Annotated in this window: 22 protein-coding genes; 11 read left to right on the plus strand and 11 right to left on the minus strand. The window is 67.4% G+C overall.

Features of this window, described 5'->3' with window-relative positions; all coding sequences use genetic code 11:
* Nucleotides 1-61: 61 nt before the first annotated feature.
* Complete coding sequence (locus E8M01_RS21130) at nucleotides 62-928, minus strand: branched-chain amino acid aminotransferase (RefSeq protein WP_136961953.1); 867 nt, start codon at nucleotides 926-928, stop codon at nucleotides 62-64.
* Nucleotides 929-1,118: 190 nt separating this feature from the next.
* Between E8M01_RS21130 and E8M01_RS21135 the strand changes: the two genes are divergently transcribed.
* Nucleotides 1,119-1,790, plus strand: coding sequence for a haloacid dehalogenase type II (locus E8M01_RS21135; RefSeq protein WP_136961954.1), 672 nt, complete (start codon nucleotides 1,119-1,121; stop codon nucleotides 1,788-1,790).
* Here the strand turns inward: E8M01_RS21135 and E8M01_RS21140 are convergent.
* Entirely contained in the window at nucleotides 1,769-2,206 is a 438-nt protein-coding gene (locus tag E8M01_RS21140; RefSeq protein ID WP_136961955.1) for a SufE family protein, read from the minus strand. The two genes, E8M01_RS21135 and E8M01_RS21140, sit on opposite strands and share 22 nt — an antisense overlap.
* Before the next feature lie 66 nt (nucleotides 2,207-2,272).
* Complete coding sequence (locus E8M01_RS21145) at nucleotides 2,273-2,644, minus strand: hypothetical protein (RefSeq protein ID WP_136961956.1); 372 nt, start codon at nucleotides 2,642-2,644, stop codon at nucleotides 2,273-2,275.
* A 413-nt stretch (nucleotides 2,645-3,057) separates the two neighbouring features.
* On the opposite strand from E8M01_RS21145, the gene E8M01_RS21150 reads away from it, so the two are divergent.
* Genes E8M01_RS21150 through E8M01_RS21160 form a run of 3 tightly spaced genes read left to right on the plus strand, consistent with a single transcriptional unit; the run spans nucleotide 3,058 to nucleotide 6,163 of the window.
* Nucleotides 3,058-4,878 (plus strand): sensor histidine kinase, encoded by a 1,821-nt coding sequence (locus tag E8M01_RS21150; protein WP_136961957.1) that lies wholly within the window; start codon nucleotides 3,058-3,060, stop codon nucleotides 4,876-4,878.
* A 1-nt stretch (nucleotide 4,879) separates the two neighbouring features.
* Nucleotides 4,880-5,806 (plus strand): peptidoglycan-binding domain-containing protein, encoded by a 927-nt coding sequence (locus E8M01_RS21155; RefSeq protein ID WP_246088839.1) that lies wholly within the window; start codon nucleotides 4,880-4,882, stop codon nucleotides 5,804-5,806.
* 3 nt (nucleotides 5,807-5,809) lie between these two features.
* Entirely contained in the window at nucleotides 5,810-6,163 is a 354-nt protein-coding gene (locus E8M01_RS21160) for a DUF1491 family protein (protein WP_136961959.1), read from the plus strand.
* Nucleotides 6,164-6,189: 26 nt separating this feature from the next.
* Here E8M01_RS21160 and E8M01_RS21165 read toward each other — a convergent pair whose 3' ends face one another.
* The gene (locus tag E8M01_RS21165) at nucleotides 6,190-7,284 is read right to left on the minus strand and encodes a hypothetical protein (RefSeq protein WP_136961960.1); all 1,095 of its coding nucleotides are present in this window, start codon (nucleotides 7,282-7,284) and stop codon (nucleotides 6,190-6,192) included.
* 554 nt (nucleotides 7,285-7,838) lie between these two features.
* Between E8M01_RS21165 and E8M01_RS21170 the strand changes: the two genes are divergently transcribed.
* The 4 genes from E8M01_RS21170 to E8M01_RS21185 all read left to right on the plus strand — a co-directional run bounded on the left by E8M01_RS21170 (nucleotide 7,839) and on the right by E8M01_RS21185 (nucleotide 10,689).
* Complete coding sequence (locus tag E8M01_RS21170) at nucleotides 7,839-8,588, plus strand: F0F1 ATP synthase subunit A (protein ID WP_136961961.1); 750 nt, start codon at nucleotides 7,839-7,841, stop codon at nucleotides 8,586-8,588.
* Between the two features lie 210 nt (nucleotides 8,589-8,798).
* Nucleotides 8,799-9,335, plus strand: coding sequence for a retropepsin-like aspartic protease family protein (locus E8M01_RS21175; RefSeq protein WP_136961962.1), 537 nt, complete (start codon nucleotides 8,799-8,801; stop codon nucleotides 9,333-9,335).
* A 209-nt stretch (nucleotides 9,336-9,544) separates the two neighbouring features.
* Nucleotides 9,545-9,760, plus strand: coding sequence for a hypothetical protein (locus E8M01_RS21180; RefSeq protein ID WP_136961963.1), 216 nt, complete (start codon nucleotides 9,545-9,547; stop codon nucleotides 9,758-9,760).
* Nucleotides 9,761-9,921: 161 nt separating this feature from the next.
* Nucleotides 9,922-10,689, plus strand: a complete 768-nt coding sequence (locus E8M01_RS21185) for a hypothetical protein (protein ID WP_136961964.1) — start codon at nucleotides 9,922-9,924, stop codon at nucleotides 10,687-10,689.
* A 31-nt stretch (nucleotides 10,690-10,720) separates the two neighbouring features.
* Here E8M01_RS21185 and E8M01_RS21190 read toward each other — a convergent pair whose 3' ends face one another.
* Genes E8M01_RS21190 through E8M01_RS21200 form a run of 3 tightly spaced genes read right to left on the minus strand, consistent with a single transcriptional unit; the run spans nucleotide 10,721 to nucleotide 14,062 of the window.
* Nucleotides 10,721-11,299, minus strand: coding sequence for a DUF1254 domain-containing protein (locus tag E8M01_RS21190; RefSeq protein ID WP_136961965.1), 579 nt, complete (start codon nucleotides 11,297-11,299; stop codon nucleotides 10,721-10,723).
* Nucleotides 11,290-11,862: a DUF1214 domain-containing protein gene (locus E8M01_RS21195; protein WP_246088375.1), complete on the minus strand. Its 573-nt coding sequence runs from the start codon at nucleotides 11,860-11,862 to the stop codon at nucleotides 11,290-11,292. Before E8M01_RS21195 ends, E8M01_RS21190 begins: the two co-directional genes overlap by 10 nt.
* A gap of 13 nt (nucleotides 11,863-11,875) precedes the next feature.
* A complete protein-coding gene (locus tag E8M01_RS21200) occupies nucleotides 11,876-14,062 on the minus strand; it encodes a transglycosylase domain-containing protein (RefSeq protein WP_246088376.1) in 2,187 nt (728 codons plus the stop codon).
* Between the two features lie 158 nt (nucleotides 14,063-14,220).
* On the opposite strand from E8M01_RS21200, the gene E8M01_RS21205 reads away from it, so the two are divergent.
* Nucleotides 14,221-14,727: a YcgN family cysteine cluster protein gene (locus E8M01_RS21205; protein ID WP_136961967.1), complete on the plus strand. Its 507-nt coding sequence runs from the start codon at nucleotides 14,221-14,223 to the stop codon at nucleotides 14,725-14,727.
* A gap of 85 nt (nucleotides 14,728-14,812) precedes the next feature.
* Nucleotides 14,813-15,238, plus strand: a complete 426-nt coding sequence (locus E8M01_RS21210; RefSeq protein ID WP_136961968.1) for a DUF1330 domain-containing protein — start codon at nucleotides 14,813-14,815, stop codon at nucleotides 15,236-15,238.
* A gap of 34 nt (nucleotides 15,239-15,272) precedes the next feature.
* Here E8M01_RS21210 and E8M01_RS21215 read toward each other — a convergent pair whose 3' ends face one another.
* Both E8M01_RS21215 and E8M01_RS21220 read right to left on the minus strand, forming a co-directional pair.
* Nucleotides 15,273-15,752 (minus strand): DUF992 domain-containing protein, encoded by a 480-nt coding sequence (locus tag E8M01_RS21215; RefSeq protein WP_136961969.1) that lies wholly within the window; start codon nucleotides 15,750-15,752, stop codon nucleotides 15,273-15,275.
* Between the two features lie 219 nt (nucleotides 15,753-15,971).
* On the minus strand, nucleotides 15,972-16,655 hold the full coding sequence (locus E8M01_RS21220; RefSeq protein ID WP_136961970.1) for a TetR/AcrR family transcriptional regulator: 684 nt from the start codon (nucleotides 16,653-16,655) through the stop codon (nucleotides 15,972-15,974).
* A gap of 114 nt (nucleotides 16,656-16,769) precedes the next feature.
* Here E8M01_RS21220 and E8M01_RS21225 point away from each other — a divergent pair, with 114 nt between their 5' ends.
* On the plus strand, nucleotides 16,770-17,699 hold the full coding sequence (locus tag E8M01_RS21225; RefSeq protein WP_136961971.1) for an SDR family NAD(P)-dependent oxidoreductase: 930 nt from the start codon (nucleotides 16,770-16,772) through the stop codon (nucleotides 17,697-17,699).
* A gap of 49 nt (nucleotides 17,700-17,748) precedes the next feature.
* Here the strand turns inward: E8M01_RS21225 and E8M01_RS21230 are convergent, their stop codons facing one another.
* Nucleotides 17,749-19,323, minus strand: coding sequence for a regulator (locus E8M01_RS21230; protein ID WP_246088377.1), 1,575 nt, complete (start codon nucleotides 19,321-19,323; stop codon nucleotides 17,749-17,751).
* A 33-nt stretch (nucleotides 19,324-19,356) separates the two neighbouring features.
* On the minus strand, nucleotides 19,357-20,046 hold the full coding sequence (locus E8M01_RS21235) for a cysteine hydrolase family protein (RefSeq protein ID WP_136961973.1): 690 nt from the start codon (nucleotides 20,044-20,046) through the stop codon (nucleotides 19,357-19,359).
* Nucleotides 20,047-20,179 lie beyond the last annotated feature (133 nt).

A 20,179-nucleotide genomic window follows, 5' to 3' on the forward strand; every position in this document is an offset into this window, starting at 1 on the left:
CCAGCCGGCCGGTCACCGGCGTCGGGACCTGGGTCCCGGCGCCCTGGCGTGACGCCGCGGCTCAGATGCGCGTGCCGCTCGCCGCATAGTCCCAGTAGAGCTCGCGGGCTTTCCGCGCCATCGGACCCGGCTGGAGCGCACGCTCGTCGATGCGGGTGACGGGAACCACCTTGGAATAATTGCCCGAGGAGAAGATTTCGTCGGCCTCGGAGAATTCGCCATAGGTCAGGCTCTTCTCGACCACCGTGACGCCGGCCTGGCGCAGCAGTGCGATGGTTCGCTGGCGGGTGACGCCATTGAGGAAAGTGCCATTCGGCACCGGCGTATAGACGATGCCGCCCTTGGCCATGAAGATGTTGGACGATGCGGTCTCGGCGACATTGCCGAGCATGTCGCGCACCAGGCAATTGTCGAAGCCGCGGGCGAGCGCCTCGCGCAGCGCGCGGGCATTGTTCGGATAGAGGCAGCCGGCCTTGGAATCGGTCGGCGCGTTTTCGATGGTCGGGCGCCGGAACGGCGACAGCGTGACCGACATGCCGTTCGGCGTGCCCATCGGCGCTTCATAGAGGCACAGCAAGAACCGGGTGGTCTCCGGATCGTTCAGGATGGCGCTCGGCCCATCGCCCTCGGCCCAATACATCGGCCGCACATAGAGCGCCGTCTTGCCGTCGAATTTCCGGGCGCCGTCGCGGGCGAGCTCGACAATGGCCTCGACCGACATGGTCGCCTTCATTCCGAGCGCCCCGGCCGAACGGTTGAGCCTGGCGGCGTGCTGGTCCATGTCCGGCATCATGCCGTCGAACACCCGTGCGCCGTCGAACACCGACGAGGCTTGCCAGAAGGCATGGCTGCGCGGACCGGTCAGCGGCGGATTGCCCTCCAGCCAGTCGCCATCGACATAGGTCCAGGTTTTCGACCAGTTGGGCATCGGATTCTCCAGAACGTTTCCCTGCCCGAACTTATCCTGTCGCATGGCGCCGACATCATGAAATGTGGTGATTGGTGACCTGCGCCGATGCAATGGTTTGATCCGATCGTTTCGGCCGGGGACAAACTGTTTTGCCATTGCGCTTTTGACCACGCTCGCCACCATCCTGGTGATCCGAGGGAGCACGGCCATGCCTGCAAACACGTTCATGTTCGACGCCTACGGCACGCTGTTCGACGTCCATGCGGCGGTGGCGCGTGCCGGCGTTTCGCTTGGCGAAAACGCCGCCGCGATCTCGCAGCTCTGGCGCACGAAGCAGCTGGAATATTCCTGGACGACGACGCTGATCGGCGGCTTCGATGATTTCTGGACGCTGACCGAGCGCGGCCTCGATTTCGCGCTGGCGCGCCATGGCGTCGCCGACCCGGCTCTCAAGCAAGCCTTGCTCGACGCCTATCTGAACCTCGACGCCTATCCTGATGTCGCACCGCTTCTGGCGCGGTTGAAGGCGCGGCGCCTGACCACCGCCATCTTCACCAATGGTACGCGCCGGATGGTCGATGCGGCGATCGCGGCCGCCGGCCTTGCCGACCTGATCGACCATGTCGTGACCGTCGAAGCGGTGCGGGCTTATAAGCCGGCACCGGCCGTCTACGCCGCGGCGCAGGCCGCCGTCGGGGCGGGGCAGCCGCGCGACATCGTTCTCGTTTCGTCGAACCGGTGGGATGTCGCAGGCGCCGCGGCTTTCGGTTTCACCGCCGTCTGGGTCAATCGGGCCGGCTTGCCGAATGAATATCCCGGCCACGATCCGGTCGCGGTCGTCGCCGACCTCACGGCACTTCAGTCCTTCAGCACCGCTTGATCCGCGCTCACCGCCCGCCGCGCGTCCCGGCGGATCCGATCGATCATCGAGCGCACGCCGTTCGACCGCTGCGGCGTCAGATGTTGTTCGAAGCCGAGCTGCCGGAACAGCTCGAAGGCGTCCTGGCCGACGATATCGACGGCGTGCTTGCCGGAGTAGAAGGCGAGCGTCACGGCCACCAGGCCCTTGACGATATGGGCATCGCTTTCGCCCTCGAAGGTCAGGATCGGGTTCGCGCCGTCGCCGACATGGGTGACCAGCCAGACATTGCTGGCGCAGCCCTTGACCCGGTTGTCTTCGTTGCGCTGATCGGGCCTGAGCTCCGGCAGCGACCTGCCGATCTCGATCACATAGCGATAGCGCTCCTCCCAGTCATCGAGCAGGGCGAAGGCTTCGGTGATGTCGTCGATGGTCATCGTCGCGGCTTCGGTCATAGACCGGATATAGCGGCCGAAAACGCCAAAACAAAGGGCTCAGGTCGATCAGACCGGCCGGCGGGGCGGCAAGGGCGCCATGCGCGGCGCTGAACCGGCGGGCGGCATGACGCCGCCGAAGGGCACTTGCAGGTCGGTCGGCGTCAGCGTGTCCTGAGTCCGCGCCGGGGCAGCCGGAACCAGCTCGCGCCGGCCGGCGCTCGCGGCCTGGCCTGCAAGCGCGGCGCCCTGTGCGCAGGTCTCGGCATTGTCGCGGCACAGTTCCAAGGCCCGGACGGCAATGGCGCGCGCCACGGCCTCGGCCGTCACCGACGTCGCGGGCGCGTCCGGGGCCTTGGCCGTCGACGAAAACAGGCCACGGTCCGGCATCAGCAGGAACACCAGTCCAAGCCAGAAGACTGCCTTGATAAGGAAGAACATGACGCCGTTTCCGGTCCTTCGACCCCCGAGACTTCAGGCGGCCTTTTGCGCGACGAGGCACCGCTCTGACACTGCGATGGTGGCCCGGTTGGGTGAACATGCCGTTGGCGGATAAGGTGAATCTCCAGGCAATTGCAGCCAATTTCCGTTAAGGTTGACAGCATTCGCTCGAACCCCGCCAGGTCGGCCGAAGCTGGCGGCTCAGGCGCCCGCGCCGGCATTTTCCTCACCTCCGGCGAGGGCCGGCCAGGTGGTGGGCGAGGCGCGCAAGGGTTCCTTCACCATCCGCTTCGAAAGCCGAAGCGCCGGTTGGGGGCTCACGGCTTCCTCCGTTGACTTAGGGTTTCCTTCACGCCGCGATGCGATGCTCACCACCTTGAAAACGGCGGCAGCCGCGTATTGAGGTGAGTGCGTTGCGTCAGAACGCGTTGGTCGGTTCGGTGAGATCTTATCTCGACGGTCTGGTTCATCCAGCCGCGACGGTCGATCCCATCGTATTCATCCGTCACCGCGCCTTTATCGCCACGCGCCTGATGCCCGGCCTGATGGCATTTTCGGCTCTGCCGCTCTATCTCGCGTTGCAAGGCGTGCCCGGCCCGCTCGAAGCGATCACCTTCGGCTGGCTGCTGTTGCCGATCGCCATTGCCTTCTATCTGTCGCGCACCGGCCGCTACGAAACCGCCCACCTGTTCTCGGCAGCCGCCCTGACCGGCATTGTCGCCCTGGTCGCCGCGTTGAGCGGCGGTACCAGTTCCTTCGTGATCATCTGGTTCGCCCTGGTGCCGGCCGAGGCCGTACTGTCCGGCTCGCGCCGGGTGGTGGCGGCCTCCGGCGCCATGGTGCTGGGCGCGGTGGCCGTCATCGGCTTTGCCGGCCTTTGGAACCTGCTGCCGGATCCGCGGATCAGCCCGCTCGGCGCCGGCGTCGCGGCCTTCGTCTCGGTTGCCTCGGCCGTCATCTATGCCCTTGGTCTCGCCCTGTCGGCGGCCATCGTCAGCCGCACCGGCGAAGAGGTCCAGTCGGTCGGCGAGCGCCGCTATCGGCTTCTGGCCGAGCACATGACCGACCTGATCACCCGTCATGGCCGGTCCGGCGCCGTGACCTTCGCCTCGCCCGCCGCCGAGCGGGTCGCCGGCGTGCCACCCTTTGCCCTGCACGGGCAGGGCCTGTTCGATCGTGTCCACATTGCCGATCGTCCAGCCTACCTGAACGCGCTGTCGCTCGCCTCGGCCCGCGGCACGGCCACCTCGGCCGAGTTCCGCCTGCGCCGCGAGCGCGCCGAGACCAGCGAGCCGACATTCGTCTGGGTCGAGATGCGCTGCCATCCGCTGAGTGGACCGGTCAGCGAGGACCATCAGGTGGTCTCGGTGCTGCGCGATGTTTCCGAGCGCAAATCGCACGAGGCCGCCGTCGACGCGGCCCGGACCGAAGCCGACCGGGCCAACGAAGCCCGCGGCCGCTTCCTCGCCAATGTCAGTCACGAACTGCGCACGCCGCTGAATGCCATCAATGGTTTTTCCGAAATGCTGATGCACGAGGAGGCCATGCGGCTCGACCAGGCGCGCCGCAAGGAATATGCGACGCTGATCCGCGACTCCGGCGAGCACCTGCTCAATCTGGTCAATTCGATCCTCGACATGTCGAAGATCGAGAGCGGCAATTTCGAGATCACCGCCGAGCCGTTCGATCTGGCCCAGCTGATGTCGCAATGTATCCAGATGATGCAGCTCAAGGCTGACGAGGGCGGCATCAAGCTGCTCACCGATCTGGCCGACAACGTGCCAGAGGTGATCGGCGACAAGCGCTCCTATCGTCAGATCGTGTTGAACCTCTTGTCCAATGCGATCAAGTTCACCAAGAGCGGCGGCTCGGTGCAGGCGAGCCTGCGCCGCGAAGGCGCCTGGATCTCCTTGTCGGTCGCCGATACCGGCATCGGCATCGCGGCCGCCGACCTGCCACGTCTCGGCAGTCCGTTCTTCCAGGCGCGCGCGACCTATGATCGCCAGTATGAGGGCACCGGGCTCGGCTTGTCGGTGGTCAAGGGGCTCGCCGAACTGCATGGCGGCTGCCTCGAGGTCGCCTCCGTCGTCGGCCAGGGTACCCGCGTGACGCTGCGCATGCCCATGGATTGCGAAGCCGCCGCGCGCAATGTCGTCGAGCGCCTGCCGCTTGCCGCCAAGCCCGCGCCGGCAGCACCCGTCTCGGTCAAACAGGAGGGCCGGAAAATTGCGTGACGTGACCTATGACGAGGATGATCTGCGTCCCCGCCGCGGGCGCGTGGCCGAAACCGAGTTCGACGACGACGAGCCGCGGCGCGTGCCGCTGTGGCGCCAGGTGCTGGGCCGCAACAAGGGCGACATGCTGGCGATCGGCTGCGCTGCCTTTGTCGCGATCGGCATTGGCGTCAACGCGCTTGCCCGCCAGAGTGGTCCGCATCCGGCCCCGCTGTTCGCAACCGCGCGTGTCGAAGCTCCGGCTGTCGCCCCCATGCCGGCCAACCGGCCGGCCGAGATCCAGTCGACCGCTTCGATCACGCCGCGTGGCCAGGACCCGCGGCCGGCCGACCAGTCCGCAACTACCGGCCAGCCGCGGCCGCGGGCCGATGTCGTGACCGATATTCAGAAAGAACTCGCCCGCCGCTCGCTCTATGACGGCCCGGTCGACGGCCGCACCGGCCCGCGCACCGATGCCGCCATCAAGCGCTATGAGACGCAAGCCGGCCTGCGCGTCTCGGGCGAGGCGACCGAACAACTGCTCAGCCACATGCGTCGTCCGGCGACCCGCAGCGCCGCGCCGGCGCCGGCCCAGACGATCAACCAGTTGCTGGCGGCCGACGCCGTGCCGCAGCCGTCGCGTCCGCCGCCTCAGGCCCGGCCCGAAGCGCCGCAATCGATCGCCCAGCTGATCAGCGCCAATCCCGGCGCGGCCACCGCGACGCGTGCACCGGCCCAGGGCGCAGCCAATGCCGCCACCAATCCGGCCGATCGGCGGATCCAGGCGGTCAAGCGCGCACTGGTCCAGGCCGGCTACGGCCCGCTCGGCAGCGATACGCGTGATGCGATCCAGCGCTTCGAGCGCGATCGCGGGCTGCCGGTCACCGGCCAGGCCAATGACCGGGTCGTCCGCGAACTGGCCAGCCTGACCGGCACCCGGATCGAATAGGCCGTGTCGGACCGCGTCACTTCCGACTTCTGGGTCTCTGCCTATCTGCGACGGGTGCGGATCGAGGGGGCCTTCGCCGTGCTGCGCCGGCGCGGCTCGCCCGAGGCCGGCGCCATCGCCGTCGTGGTGTCGCGCGCCGACCGCCTCGCCGGCCTGTTCCTGCAGGCGCCGCAATCGCTGTTCGACGAGGCAAAGCCCGGCGACCGGCTGTTCGTGCCGGCCTATCCCGAGGTCTTCGTCGAGGAGCAGCGGGTCGAGGACAAGCTGAAGCGCGAGATCGGCTTCGACCCGGACCTGTGGATCGTCGATGTCGAGGATCGCGAGGGCCGTTCGTTCCTCGATCTCGCCACGCCCTGATCCCAGGAGATCCCGATCGGCAAGCGTCAGCTGTCCTTGAGCCGCAGGCTCGCCGGCCGCAGCGGCGAGGCCATGCGCTGCGCCGGCCGGCCGACCGGACTGGCCGCCTGACGCGCACCCGTTCGTTCCGAGCCATCAAGCGCATGCACCGGCACGTGGCGGCCATGTCGTTGCGCTGTCGTGGGCAACGCGGCCGCGTCGCGCCAGGATTGCACCAGCGCCAGCGCCACGACGCGCGGCATGGCGTCATAAAGCGCGGTCAAGCCGTAGACACGCCCGACTGATGTGCCGACCGCGGCATGGGCGAACAGCAGGATGCGGGTCGCGGCCTCGCGCCCGAGATCGAGCGCGCGGGCCGCCACCACCAATGGCTCGCCGGCTTCATCGTCGGCAATACGCCGGGCCGTTGCAGCGTCGATCCGCAGATCCTGAGCCAGCGCGTCGGCCAGGGCACCGGGGCGGCGCGACAGCGCCGCGAGTTCGATCGACTGTCCGGTTTCGGCTCCGCTGATCGGAAATCCGGCGCCGCCGCTGGTCTCGAGCGCGAGGCCGGCAATGATCGATTCCCTGGCATCGGGCGTGGCGTCGAGAAACCGCCGGCCGACATCGCTGACCTTGGCGGCGGCGGGCGTGGCCGTCGCTACGAGCGGGGGGCCGGAGAGGCGGGCGGTCAGCGCCGCCGCGACGCGCGGATCGTCCATGTCCTCGAGCGCCACCAGCGCGGCCAGGCCCAGATCGGCGCGCGAGGCAACCGCAAGCGCCCGTTCGGCATCGCCCGAGCGGACCGCCAGAAACATGTCGTCGTCGGACAAGGCCATGGAGCGCGACAGGATCGGAAAGGCGACGCGGATCGTATCGGTCGCGAGCTTGCGTGCCACCGCGGTCGGCGTCTGCGGGTGGTCGGCGAGTTTCGCCGCGATGATCGCCCGGTCGTCTTCGTCGGCCTTGACGATCAGGTGCAGCGCCAGCTCGCCGAAACGGGTGATTTCGGCCGCGCTGTGGTGCGGTTCGGCGACGAATTGATCCACCAGGATCCGCAGCAGGGTCTGGCGCACGTCGATGCCGTTCGATCGGGCAAGCCCGATCAGACTTTGAACATGAGGCAGACGCGGCGTGGACATGCGGAACCGTGGGCCGGGGGGGGGGACGTTTGGCTCTGGGGCGAGGCGTTCTCCGACATTACGAGTGATTTCGCTAACGTCTCCTTAACCAAATGATCGCGGACAAGCCTTTGAAATCATTCGCGAGGTTGCGGCATCGGGCAGAACCGCCGCGGGTCCCATGACCGGCTCGCGCGATTGCTGCCGGCGGCTGCTGTGGTGCCGCCGCGGCGGACCAAATGACGCATCATCATCACTTGCATCGGATATCGAGCGTGACTAGGAAGGATCGGGCGCAGGACGACCTGCGCCGACGCTGCGATGGGGACGGCCCCGTTATCTCAAGTCCATGAGATGATGGAGTTGTGCCGTTCCATGAATAGTCTCAGCGGATGCTGCGGATCGCGGCGTCTTGACATCCTTCAATCAAACGCAGTTCACGCGCGCTCACCTGGCGAGCGTTCGCACGTCTTTGCTCATCTGTCGCTTGCGGTGCGGATGATGCAGGCGTTGTGGACGTCGGCTGGGCGCTCCGGCGTTGCCGTGCCTGCGTTTCAACCCGCGCGAGGCAGGTGATGGCCGGTCCCATCCAACAATTCGAAATCAAGCCGCTGTTTCGCGTTGCCGAGATTGCCGGCCGGGAAATCCACTTCACCAACTCGGCCGCCTACATGTTTCTGGCGGTGGCCGGCAGTTGCCTGTTCCTCCTGCTGGCCACGCGCCGGCGGCGTGTGGTTCCCGGCCGCTGGCAGTCGGCGGCGGAAATGCTTCATGAGTTCGTCGCCAAGACCTTGCGCGAGAACGCCGGCGAACAGGGCATGCGCTTCTTCCCCCTGGTCTTTTCGCTCTTCATGTTTGTCCTGGCGGCCAATCTGATCGGCATGTTTCCCTATGCCTTCACGGTGACCAGCCACCTGATCATTACCTTCTCGCTGGCCATGATCGTCTTCCTGACGGTGACGATCTATGGCGTCGTCCGCCACGGCTTCGGCTTCTTCAGGCTTTTCATGCCCGCCGGCATTCCGCTTGCGCTCGCCCCGATCATCGTGCCGATCGAGCTGATTTCTTATCTCTCCCGCCCGGTGAGCCACTCGGTACGCCTGTTCGCCGTCATGCTCGCCGGGCACATCACCCTCAAGGTCTTCGCCGGTTTCGTCGCTGCCCTCGGCGGGCTTGGCGTGCTCGGAATTCTCGCCGCGGTCTTGCCGCTGGCCATGACGGTTGCGCTCACCGGGCTCGAACTGCTCATGTCGGTGATCCAGGCCTACATCTTCACGATGCTGACCTGCATGTACCTGAATGATGCGATTCATCCAGGCCATTGAGCCGAAGTCTGGACCAGGACCGGTGACGCCGGCGCCGGCGATCGAGCCGTGATGCGCCGGGCATCACGATCAGCCCGATGGTCAGGAAAGCTGACCGGATTTGCGCGAGGCGGTTGAGGTTTCATTCATCCTGGCCGCCGATGCAGCCGGCGATTTACCGGGCGGCAGGCCGTCCGGCCGTAAGATCCGGGCGCACCGGAGCCTTTCGCCATGTTGCCCAAGGCCTTTTACCTGCTGATGCTGCCCGCCGGCCTCGTGGCGATCGTCAAGCCGGAGGTCTATACGGTCCTGCTCGCCCTGGCCCTGCCCCAGCAGGCGACCGTCGCGACGACGCCCGTGCCTGCGGCGGCGCCGCCTCCGGCCGTGGCCACGCCCTTCGGCCCGCGGCGCCTGATCGCCGATCGCGACGGCCATTTCCGGGCGCGCGCGCGCGCCGGCGGCCGCAGCTTCGACGCAATGGTCGATACCGGCGCGACGATCGTCGTGCTCACCTGGCAGACGGGTCTGGATCTCAACCTCGTGCGACCCGGCGAGACCATGGACGCTGCCATGCAGACTGCCAATGGCCGGGTCCTCGGCAAGCGTGTCACCATCCCGCGTCTCGAGGTGGAGGGCCTGTCGGTCTCGTCCGTGCCGGCCGTGGTGCTGCCGCAAGGTGCGCTCGCGATCAACCTGCTCGGCATGAGCTACCTGTCGCGGCTGCGCCGTTTCGAATTCTCGCAGAACGCGCTCGTCCTGGAGCAGTAGCGCCGCAATGCCGGCCGATGCGCAACGGCCGGATCCGGCTGCGATGTCGCGCCTCGCGCTCGCCCCATCCTCGGGAATGGGTGTGAATGTTCTCAATGGGTTGGATGGTAACGCGTCGTTAACCAAACTGAAGCCTTAATGAATCCGTCCGACGCAAATCCATCCGTCGGGCATCGTCGCCATGGAGGGCCGGCACAGAGGAGAGACTGATGGGTCTAGTGCTTCGATTTCCCCTCGAGCGCCGCAAGGTGCAGCGCCTGAATGCCGATCTCTCTGCCGATGATTGCCAAGTCCTGGTCCTGCCCGTGGTTCAAGTCGAGCGACACGATGCCGAGGCGCCGGATGCCCGAGATCTGGCACCGGTGATCGCCGGCACGCCCCGGCGTGGCGGCGACAAGCCGCGTGGCGGCCGCAAGAGCGCCTGACGGATCCCAAATCGTGTCTGAGCCTCAAGCATTGTCTGGACGAAGTGACGCCGGCTCCGGTGAAGAAAATGCGTCAAGACAACGTGCCTGAGGGGTTCCCCATCATGCCGCGCCGCTGGCCGCCGCGATTGGCCCGCCGCCTGACGCGTCTGGGGACCGTCATGGCCGTGCTCGGCGGCCTTGCCGGCTGCGGGCCGCAGCCCGGCGATCTCGGCCGGCCGAGGCCCAATGTCATGAATGACGAGATCATGCCGGCCATCGGCAATGTCGCCGCGCGGGAGCGCGGCGAGCCGGTGTCGGGTTATTCCTTCACCGATGCCGAGCGTGAGATGCGCCAGCTCGGTTATGCCCTGATCATGCCGACCCATCCGCTCGATCGCTGGAACCAATACTGGGCCGAGCTGCGTCGCACCCGGATCGGCGATCCCGTGCGTTTCGATCCCGACCCGCGCGGTTATGGCCACACCCTGGCACGCGAGGACTATCGATCCTCGAAGGCTCGCTTCATCCGCATGGTCGACGACATGCGGGCCGACCGGTCGCGTATCGCGCCGTTCTGCGCCAAGGCGGTGGAGGTTGCCAATGCCGACCGGATCCGCGAAGGCGCCATCGGCTATATCGCCAATCTCTCGGCGGTCGAGATCCGCAGCGCCCGCGACCGGATCGCCGAGAACCGCATGGTTGTCCATTGGGTGCGCCACGGGCTTGCCCAGCATGTCCAAGCCTATCGCGGTTCGCTGAACACCCAACTGGTCGCGACGCCCGAGCAGGAGGCCGTCCTGGCCGAACGCGAACTGGCGGCGCTCGAGGCCGACATCGCCCGCATGGACGTCATCTGCGCGGGCGGCGCCATTCGCGGCAGGATCGACGTCGAACAGGCTGCGCCACGCTATTACCCGACCACGCCGGAGGCGCTGGTCATCAAGTGATGGTTGGGAGCATCGCCCAGGCGGCGACGCGTCAGCCGCTCGGCACCTGTTCGGCGGTGAGGATCTCGCAGCGCGACTGCTGAGCCAACTGGTCGCGCACCAGGGCGGCGTGACCGGGCTGCACCGCCAGCGCCCGGATCAGCACGAAACCCTCCGGCGTCGGCGACACCATGATCAGATTGTCGGCCTGGGTTTCGTCCTCGCCGGTGGCGAGCTCGCGCCGCTGCGCGCTGGTAACGACGAACAGGTCCATGGTGCGCCGGGTCGCTGCCTTGTCGTTGATCGCGCCGAAGGCGAGGCCGGTCGCCGTGTAGAGCGCGATGGCGGTGTAATGCGGGGTCACCGGTGCGCGGACATGCAGAATGCCGGCGGCAAGGTCGAAGCGGCAGATCGCCGTCTCGAACGCCGGGTCGGCCAGCGGCAATCTGGTCGCGGCGCTGGCGCCCAGCATGGTCACCTGGTTGACCGGCGCGCCGTCGAGCCTGGCGCGGGCATCGTCCGGCGCCAGCCGCGGCAAGGCGAAGACCGACAGGATATGCACGGCGAGCCCGAGAATGAGGCCGGCAAGGATCCACAGACCGGGTCCGAACAGGAAGCGCTTCATGAGCATGCCACCCTGGTGATGGCGGGAAGCCCGGTGCTGGTCGAAATGGTGGTGGCGATCGGCGTGTCGTAGAGCCTGAGGATGAGCCGGATCTGCGCGGCGCCCCCCGAGGGCAGCCAATTGCCGGGTCGCGCGGTGGCGGCAATCACGACGTCGATCGGCAGGTCGGCCTGGCGCAGGACCTCGTAGCTGGTGAAGGCCCGCCGCTGGCCCGCCGGTGCGGCCGGCTCATAGTCCTCGCCGACGACGCCGAGCGTCCAGAACCGCGCCGGCGGCATCTGTCCCGAAACCCGGTAGGTGCAGCGTCCGTCGAGCCTCTGGCCGCCGTCATCGGCCTCCGCCGTCAGCGCCAGCCCGTCGGCCAGCGCCAGCGGCAGCGTGCCGAGCCGGGCGGTGACGGCGCGGGCATAGGGGTCGGCTTCGGTCGTGCCGGCCTTGGGCGTGGCCAGCCACGGGCCGATATGCAGGACGCCCGCGCCGGTGCCGCGGCCAACCGAGGCCGCCGTCAGCCCCAGGCCGGTCGCGGCCCCGATGCCGAGGGCGAGAAAGATGCCGGTGACGGTACGCAATGATCGATCTCCGTCAGCGCAGGACGCGCACCTGCGGATCGGCTGAGGATACGCTGCCGGGCCGCATCGGCGCATCCCAAGCGTCCCGCATCAGCTTCTCGATCCGGCTGAGAACCGTCAGCGAACGCCTGGACAGCACTTGCGGCCGCTCGGGTATGCCGGCGAGCGGGACCGGCGCCGTGGTCGGCGCGCCAGACGGCGGGCGGGCCGCATCCGGCTGGCCGAACACCGGTCGGCGCTCGAGCCCTTGGTGCGCCGCGGCCATCACCCGGCTGAAGGTCATGGCCGGCAGCGATCCGCCGGTCATCCGGTTGGTTTCGGAGTAGTCGTCGTTGCCGAACCAGACGCCGGCGGCATATTGGCCGGAAAAGCCGATGAACAGCGCGTCGCGATAGGAATTGGTCGTGCCGGTCTTGCCGGCGACCTGGACGCCTTCCACCTGGGCACGCCGGCCGGTGCCCGATTCGACCACGCCGACCAGCATCGAATTCATGTCGGTGGCGACGGCGGCCGAGAAAACCTGGCGCGGCGGCGGCATGTCGCGGTCGGCGCGCCAGATCACCTCGCCATGCGAATTCCTGATCTCTACCGACGCATGCGGCGTCACGCGCTTGCCGCCGGATGCAAAGGTCGAATAGGCGGTCGTCAGCTCGACCAGGGTGACCTCGGCCGCGCCGATCGGCAGCGGCGCGGAATCGGTCAGCGGCCGGGTAATGCCCATTTCGCGCGCGGTCGCGATGATCTTCTGCCGGCCGATGCGGGAATCGCCCCGGCCCATCTGCTGGGTCAGGATGACCGGGATGGAATTGATCGAGCGCACCAGCGCGGACATGACAGTGGTCTGTCCCGAAAAGCTCCGGCCATAGTTCTGCGGGCACCAATTGCCGAGGCAGATCTGGCGGTCCACCACGATCGAGCGCGAGGTGATCAGGCCCTCGCGCAGCGCCGTGCCATAGACGATCGGCTTGAACGATGACCCCGGCTGGCGCATGGCCTCGGTCGCCCGGTTGAACTGGCTGGCACCATAATCGCGGCCGCCGACGATGGCGCGCATCGTGCCGTCGACGTCCATCAGCACGACGGCCGCCTGCGAGGCGCCATATTCACTGCCATATTGGCGCAGGATCGCTTCGACCGCGAGTTCGGTCTGGCGTTGCACGGTCAGGTCGAGCCCGGTCCTGACGGTCAGCACCCGGTCGGTCAGGCCCGGCGTCTGCGCCACCAGCCGTTTCACGTCCTCGAAGGCGTAATCGAGATAGTAGTTCGGCACCACCTCGTCCTTGCGGTCGATCGGGGTTGCCGGGTTGCGCCGCGCGCCGAACACCTGGCCTTCGGTCATGAAACCGGCTTCGACCAGGTTGTCCAGCACGGTATTGGCGCGCGCGCGCGCCGCCGGCAGGTTGGCATGCGGGGCGAAGCGTGTCGGCGCCTTGAACAGGCCGGCGAGCATGGCGGCTTCGGCCAGCGTCACGTCGCGCACCGACTTGCCGAAATAATATTCGGCCGCCGCTTCGGCCCCGAAGGCGCCGCCGCCCATATAGGCCCGGTCCAGATAGGCTTTGAGGATCTCCGCCTTGGCGGCGCGCGCCTCCAGCCAGAGCGCCAGGAACGCTTCCTTGATCTTGCGCTCGATCGAGCGCTCGTTGGTCAGGAACAGGTTCTTGGCGAGCTGCTGGGTGATGGTCGAGCCGCCCTGCACGACACCGCCGGCGCGGGCATTGGTCAGGACAGCCCGCAATGTGCCGATCAGGTCGATGCCGTAATGGTCGAAGAAGCGGCGATCTTCGGTCGCCAGAACGGCCTTGATCATGTGGTCCGGGAAGTCGTCCAGCGGCACCGAATCATTATGCCGGATGCCGCGCCGGCCGACCTCGTTGCCATAGCGGTCCTGGAACACCACGGAGAGTTCGCTTTTCTTCAGCCAGTCGCCGTCGGTGGTCTCGCGGAAGGCCGGGATCGCCGCCGTCAGCATCAGCCCCATGCCGATCGCGCCGAGCGTCATCGCCTCCGAACCGAATTCGGCGCCGGCCCGCTTCCAGCCATAGACCTGGACGCGGTCCGACAGGTCGGCGAGCTTTTCCCAACTGCGCCCGATCAGACCGGCGAGGCGCCAGGCCCCATCGGTCAACCTCGCGTCGAGATCGAGGAAGAAGCGCTTCGCAGCACCCCCCCGACCGCCGCCGGGTTGAAAATCGGTCACGTCGGAAAGGTCCTTTGCGCGGGTCTCTTGACGATCTGCTTACCATAGCGGAAACGACTGACCCGAGCCAACAGCGTCAGCCTGGGCTCGCCGTCATCTTTCAACAGGGTTACTGTCCCGACATGGGCGCCGGAGGCCGGCCGCCCGGAGGTTCGATCATGGTACGGCGCGCGGGCGGCGAGAACGCCCCGAAACAGTCAGATCCGGAGCCGTTCTGGCGCACCAAGGCCATGGAAGACATGACCGGGTCGGAATGGGAGAGCCTGTGCGACGGCTGTGCCCGCTGCTGCCTGAACAAACTGGAGGACGAGGACACCGGCGACATCCATTTCACCTCGGTCGCCTGCACCCTGCTCGACGGCGACAGCTGCCGCTGCAAGGACTACGACAACCGCCAGGCCAAGGTGCCGGACTGCGTGCGGCTGACGCCCGAGGAGGCCCGCACCTTGCCCTGGCTGCCGCCGACCTGCGCCTATCGCCTGGTCGCCGAGGGCCATGATCTCTACTGGTGGCACCCGCTGGTCTCCGGCGACGCCGAGACGGTGCATCAGGCCGGGATTTCGGTGCGTGGCCGGATCACCGCCTGGGAGCACGAGCTGACCGAATTGCAGGAGCTCGAAGACCATCTGGCCGAGTGGCCGGGAGCGGTGCCCGAGCGCCCCTGAGGCTCTGTCTTCTGGTCAGGCTGGCAAGCCTTGAGAGCCCGACCGATACGGACCTAGATTGGCTGGCAATCCCCAGGAGCTTGCCATGACCGGTTTCGTCGATCCGACGCGTGAGCGTTTTCAGCTGTTCAAGGACCTGCCGCGCGATCAGCCGGTACATATGCTGAACCTCGTGCGCCTGCGTGCCGAGGCCGCCTATCCCGACGGCCGCCGGGCGACCGGTCTCGAGGCTTATCGTGCCTATGGCCGCGACAGCGGGCCGGTGTTTCGCCGGCTCGGCGGCCGGCAGGTCTGGATCGGCCGGCCGGACCTGACCTTGATCGGTCCGGACCACGAGCGTTGGGATATCGCCTTCATCGCGCAATATCCGAGCGGCGCGGCCTTCATCGAGATGCTGCGCGACCCGGTCTACCGGCAGGCCGTGCTGCACCGCCAGGCGGCGGTCGAGGATTCGCGCCTGATCCGCATGCACCCCGGCGAGCCGGGCGAGGAGTTCGGCGAAGTGAAATAGGCGGCAGCCGGATGGTGGCCGCCCGGCAAGGAGCTTAGCGGGCGCGGGCCAGTTGCAGGCTGGCACCGCCGAGAGCCAGATTGAGCCCGGTCTGGGCCTGGACGGAGAACGGCTGCAGCGCGACGGTGTCACGCGAGCCGCCGACCAGGGCATTCGCGCCGACGCCGACCCCGAGCGTCGCCTGGGCGCCGGCGCCGGCATAGGTCCCGGCGAGCTGGTAGGGCGAGAGGCGACGGGTGGGCGCAAACACCGTCCAGGCCAGCACGCCTCGCCCGGTCACGCCGAGATCCAGGCCATAGCGGCCGATCCGGCCCACATAGACTTCGCGGCGGCCACCGCGATCGGGACGGAACTGACACGCGACGCCGCGCTGCGATGTCACGATCAGGCCAATGCCGGCCGAGACATCGCAACTGAGGACGCCGACGCGAATACGCTCTTGGGCGGAAGCCGGCAAGGCGAGACCGGACAGCAGCAAAGTGGCGCCGGCGAGGCTAGCGAGATGGCGTTTCATGGAACTCTCCAGATCAGCATGCGATGGAATAACAATGCGCGAGCAGCGGATAAGTTGCGTGAGCACCGGCCGGTGGGTTTTCCAAAAGCGAACCATGTCAGGCTGAGCCATGCCGCCGGAGCCAGCGCGGTCGCTTTCGCCGCATCATCCGACATAGCAGGCGGCTTGGCCGGCGGCCTCGGGGGAAACCTGGAGCGGGTCTTCGGTGAAATCCCAGGTTCAGGGACGATCCGCGGGCGCCGGAACGGGCCGCGCCGGCCCGGGCAGCAGCATGGCCATCACCTCGGGCAGGATCGTGTCGACATAGGCCGCGACGCTCATGGCGCCGGCATGATTGGCGAGCCGGCCTTCGATGGCGAGCTGGGCGAAGCCGTGGGCCGAGGACCAGCAGCCGAGGACCAACGCCTCGGCGGGCCGGTCCATTGGAGCATCCGCCGCCCGGCCGAGATAGCGTTGAACCGCATCCTTGACCATGCGCAGGCTTGCCTGCGCGGCCTCGTGCAGCGGTTCGGCGTTCACCAGCAGGTCCTTGCGGTACATCAGCTTGAACCGGCCGGGATATGTCATGGCGAAGCGGACATAGGCGACGCCCATGGCGCGCAAGGCCGCGCCCGGATCGGCATGCGCGCCGGCGACGGTCTTGAGCGCGGCGGCAAGATCGTCATAGCCCCTGATCGCCACCTCGGTGAGAAGCCCGGCGGCGCTGCCGAAATGATGGGCCGGGGCCGCGGCCGATACGCCGGCGCGGCGTGCCGCCGCGCGCAGGGTGAAACCCTCGATGCCGCTCTCCAGCAGGATGGCGTCGGTTGCCTCGATCAATGCCGTCTGCAGCGCACCGTGGTGATAGGGCGCGCGTTTGTCGGCGTCGGGCGGGGTCGGGGGCGAAGGGTGGCGGTCGGTCATGTCACGCAGTCTTTACACTGTTAAGTTTGAATGCTAGGTCTATCTTAACATCGTCAAGATGGCCCGTGGCGGCAATCTTGCGAGGCCTCGCCCGAGCCGACAGCGGAGCATGATATGACCGAAAAAGCGAATGATGGCAGCAGCCGGCGGCTCATCCTGGCCTCCGCCGCCGCTGGCACCGCGGCAGGGGTTGCGGGATTGGCCGCCGGCCTGTCGCTTGGACAGGCGGCCCGGCCGGCCCGGCCGTCGCCGAGCGGGCTCAGCCGCTTCGCCGGCAAGGTGGTGCTGATCACCGGCGCCACCTCCGGCATCGGCCACGCCGCGGCCAAGGCTTTTGCCGCGGAAGGGGCGAAGGTGGCGTTCTGCGGCCGGCGCGAACAGCTCGGCCGCGACGTCGAGGCCGAGATCCGCTGGAATGGCGGCGAGGCGACCTATATCCGTGCCGATGTCCGCGTCGAAAGCGATGTGAAGGCCTTTGTCGACGGAGCGGTGGCCAAATATGGCCGGCTCGACGTCGCCTTCAACAATGCCGGCATCACCCTGGAAAAGCCGCTGCACGAATTGACCGCGGCCGAGTTCGACGACGTCGCCCATACCAATCTCAGGGGCGTCTTCCTGGCGATCAAATATCAGGTGCCGCACATGATCGCCGCCGGTGGCGGCAGCATCGTGGTCACCGCCTCGTCCAACGCGATCGCGACGCAGGCGCGGCGCGCGGCCTATTCGGCGAGCAAGCGGGCCCTGATCGGCCTGGTGCAAAGGGCGGCGCTCGACTACGCGGCCCACGGCATCAGGGTCAACGCGCTGGTGCCGGGCACCACGGATACGGCGCTGGTGCGCCGCGCCGCCGGCATGGAGAACGTGCCCGATTCGGTCTGGCGGGTTGGTGCCGCGCAATGGGCCAAGAGCAATGTTCCGGGCCTCGGCCGGATGGCGACGGCGGAAGAGATCGCCGCCTTCGCGCTGGTGCTCGCGTCCGACGAGCACGCCTTCATGACCGGTGCCGCCCTGGTGATCGACGGCGGCAAGACCGCCCACGCGTGAGCGCGGGCGGCCCGTCCGTCATGCCGGCGAAACCGTGGGGGCCATCCGGTCACTCGGCCGGCTGTGCCAGGGCCTTTGGCTCGGACACTGCCTCCTCCATCCGCGAACAGGCGTAGAGCAGGCCGGCGACCATGACATAGGCGAGCGCCACCGACGGCGATTTGGCGAAGCCGACCGCCTCGCCATGCATGAAGCCGAAAAAGGTCAGGAGCGCGCCGGCGCCGGCGAAGGCGGAAGCCTTGACGAACTTCTTGTCGACGATGAACACACCGATGGCGCCCAGCACCAGGCCGGTGATGATGGCGCCACCGGCCATGACCTCGAGGCCGTGATAGAGCACGCCGACCTGGGCGAGCTTGTCGAGACCGACCTGCGCCGCGCTGGTGCCGGCCGCGCCCAGCACCCCGTCGATCAAGGTCTTGGCCCAGGCGGCGAGATGTGGCGTCAGCGCCAGCACCACGGCTGGAGCATGGGCTGCCGGCGTCGTCTGGAATGCCTGGGCGCCGATCAGCATGCCGATATAGAGCAGGATCGGGGCGATTGCGACGACCGGGATCAGCGCGGTCAGGAGCGCGATGACGCCGAACCAGGCGAGCGCCAGCACCACCACGCCGGTCAGCGCGGAATAGCCGATGCGCCCGCCCATGGCCTTCCAGCCGGGGTGGCCGATATAGACGGCGTTGATGAAAGGATTGCCCATCAGACAGCCGATCATGCTGACCACGCCGTCGGCGCTGAGCACCCGGGTGGTCGGATAGTGGTCGCCCGCCGCTTCCGCGCTTTCCACGTTGTCCATGGCTTCGACGAGATCGTAGATGCCGAAGGGAATGGCGGTGACCAGGATGATGCCGAGGAACTGGAAGCCGGAGAAGACATGGCCGAGCGCCGGGATCGGCACCGAGAACCCGAAGCTCGACAAGGCCTGGGCCAGCTTGTCGAGGCCCATGCCGCCGAGCGGCAGGCCGATGAGCGTCGAGCCCCAGGCGATGATGGTCCCGGCGGCGATCGCCACCAGGCCGGCCGGAATGCCGCGCGGATAGCGCAAGCCGCCGAACCAGGACACAAGGATGATGGCGAAACAGGTGAGCCCGATCATCGGTGTCATGAACATTTCCATGGCCGGGCGCATCGCGATGAAGGCGATGGAGACGCCGGCAAGCGTGCCGAGCAGCGCCGCGCGCGGCGTCACCTCGCGGATATAGGGCGCGATGAAGCCGCCGAGCATCAGGATGATGCTCTGGATGAACACCCAGGCAAGGCCGGCCTCCCAGCCCTTCACCGGATCGCCTGTCGTCAGCGAGATCGGCAGCATGATGACGAAGGTGACGATGAACATATGCGGCACGCTGACACCCGAGGGCAGGGCGCAGACATCGTTCCGGCCGGTTTTGCGGGCGAGTTCATAGGCAAGCCAGGCGTAATAGAAGGTCGACAGCGCCATCATCAGGCCGAGCGCCGGCAGAATGCGCCCGAACACCAGGCTGTCGGGCATTTTCAACACGAAGCGCAGCAGCCCGGTCAGCACCAGCATATTGACCAGGATGTTGGTGCCGAAGCCGAAAAAGGCGTTCCAGTCGCCCGGCGTCCAGATGGTTGGCTTGGCGGTCATATCGGTCATGGCCATGCGCATCTCCTGTTCGCTGGGGAGGGGATTTGGTCAGGCCGGGTCGGCAAGGCTCGCGGCAAGGCTCGCCGCCAGGGCTGCCGTCGTCGTGACAAAGCCGAAAATGCCGCCCTGGGCGGCAATCATCCTGAGGCCGACGACGTGAAACTCGTCGAAATAGGAGGCGCAGGCATCGCCCGGCACCAGGCAGCGGAAGCCCCGGTCATTGGCTTCGCGCACTGTCGTGTGGACGCAGACCTCGGTGGTGACGCCGCAGACAACCAGGGTCTCGATCGCGCGGTTGCGCAGGATCAGTTCGAGATCGGTCTCGTAGAAGGCGCCCTTGCCGGGCTTGTCGATGATTGGTTCGCCACGCGCCGGTGCAAGCTCCGGCACGATGTCGTGGCCGGGTTCGCCACGCACCAGAATGCGTCCCATCGGCCCGGCTGCGCCGATCCGGAATCGTGGATCGCCGCGCTCGACCTTCAGGGCCGGCGCATCGGCAAGGTCCGGCCGGTGGCCCTCGCGGGTGTGGATGATCGGGATGGCATTGGCGCGCGCGATCCTCAACAGGCGCTGAATCGGCGCGACGGCGCGCGCAAGCTTCGACACGTCATTGCCCAGCGCCTCGCCGAAGCCGCCCGGCTCCAGGAAGTCGCGCTGCATGTCGATCACGATGACCGCTGTGCGATCCCAGTCGATCGTCACCGCATCGGGATCGGCTGGGATTTCGACCTTGCGCATGACATCCCCTCCTGGATGCGCTGCAGCAAAGACCGGGCCAGCGATTTCGACGGAATTTCCTTGATTGTGGCGCGCGCAATGCCCGGCTCTTGGGCAAGGGCGGGGTGCCGTGGCGAGCTCTTGGGCAGAGGAC

Source organism: Phreatobacter stygius (genome assembly GCF_005144885.1).
GTDB lineage: Bacteria > Pseudomonadota > Alphaproteobacteria > Rhizobiales > Phreatobacteraceae > Phreatobacter > Phreatobacter stygius.

Coding starts and splice junctions, on each gene's coding strand:
- E8M01_RS21130 (WP_136961953.1), bottom strand. CDS start 928: ATGCCCAACTGGTCGAAAACCTGGACCTATGTCGATGGCGACTGGCTG.
- E8M01_RS21135 (WP_136961954.1), top strand. CDS start 1,119: ATGCCTGCAAACACGTTCATGTTCGACGCCTACGGCACGCTGTTCGAC.
- E8M01_RS21140 (WP_136961955.1), bottom strand. CDS start 2,206: ATGACCATCGACGACATCACCGAAGCCTTCGCCCTGCTCGATGACTGG.
- E8M01_RS21145 (WP_136961956.1), bottom strand. CDS start 2,644: ATGTTCTTCCTTATCAAGGCAGTCTTCTGGCTTGGACTGGTGTTCCTG.
- E8M01_RS21165 (WP_136961960.1), bottom strand. CDS start 7,284: ATGTCCACGCCGCGTCTGCCTCATGTTCAAAGTCTGATCGGGCTTGCC.
- E8M01_RS21170 (WP_136961961.1), top strand. CDS start 7,839: ATGGCCGGTCCCATCCAACAATTCGAAATCAAGCCGCTGTTTCGCGTT.
- E8M01_RS21175 (WP_136961962.1), top strand. CDS start 8,799: ATGTTGCCCAAGGCCTTTTACCTGCTGATGCTGCCCGCCGGCCTCGTG.
- E8M01_RS21180 (WP_136961963.1), top strand. CDS start 9,545: ATGGGTCTAGTGCTTCGATTTCCCCTCGAGCGCCGCAAGGTGCAGCGC.
- E8M01_RS21185 (WP_136961964.1), top strand. CDS start 9,922: ATGGCCGTGCTCGGCGGCCTTGCCGGCTGCGGGCCGCAGCCCGGCGAT.
- E8M01_RS21190 (WP_136961965.1), bottom strand. CDS start 11,299: ATGCTCATGAAGCGCTTCCTGTTCGGACCCGGTCTGTGGATCCTTGCC.
- E8M01_RS21205 (WP_136961967.1), top strand. CDS start 14,221: ATGGTACGGCGCGCGGGCGGCGAGAACGCCCCGAAACAGTCAGATCCG.
- E8M01_RS21210 (WP_136961968.1), top strand. CDS start 14,813: ATGACCGGTTTCGTCGATCCGACGCGTGAGCGTTTTCAGCTGTTCAAG.
- E8M01_RS21215 (WP_136961969.1), bottom strand. CDS start 15,752: ATGAAACGCCATCTCGCTAGCCTCGCCGGCGCCACTTTGCTGCTGTCC.
- E8M01_RS21220 (WP_136961970.1), bottom strand. CDS start 16,655: ATGACCGACCGCCACCCTTCGCCCCCGACCCCGCCCGACGCCGACAAA.
- E8M01_RS21225 (WP_136961971.1), top strand. CDS start 16,770: ATGACCGAAAAAGCGAATGATGGCAGCAGCCGGCGGCTCATCCTGGCC.
- E8M01_RS21230 (WP_246088377.1), bottom strand. CDS start 19,323: ATGGCCATGACCGATATGACCGCCAAGCCAACCATCTGGACGCCGGGC.
- E8M01_RS21235 (WP_136961973.1), bottom strand. CDS start 20,046: ATGCGCAAGGTCGAAATCCCAGCCGATCCCGATGCGGTGACGATCGAC.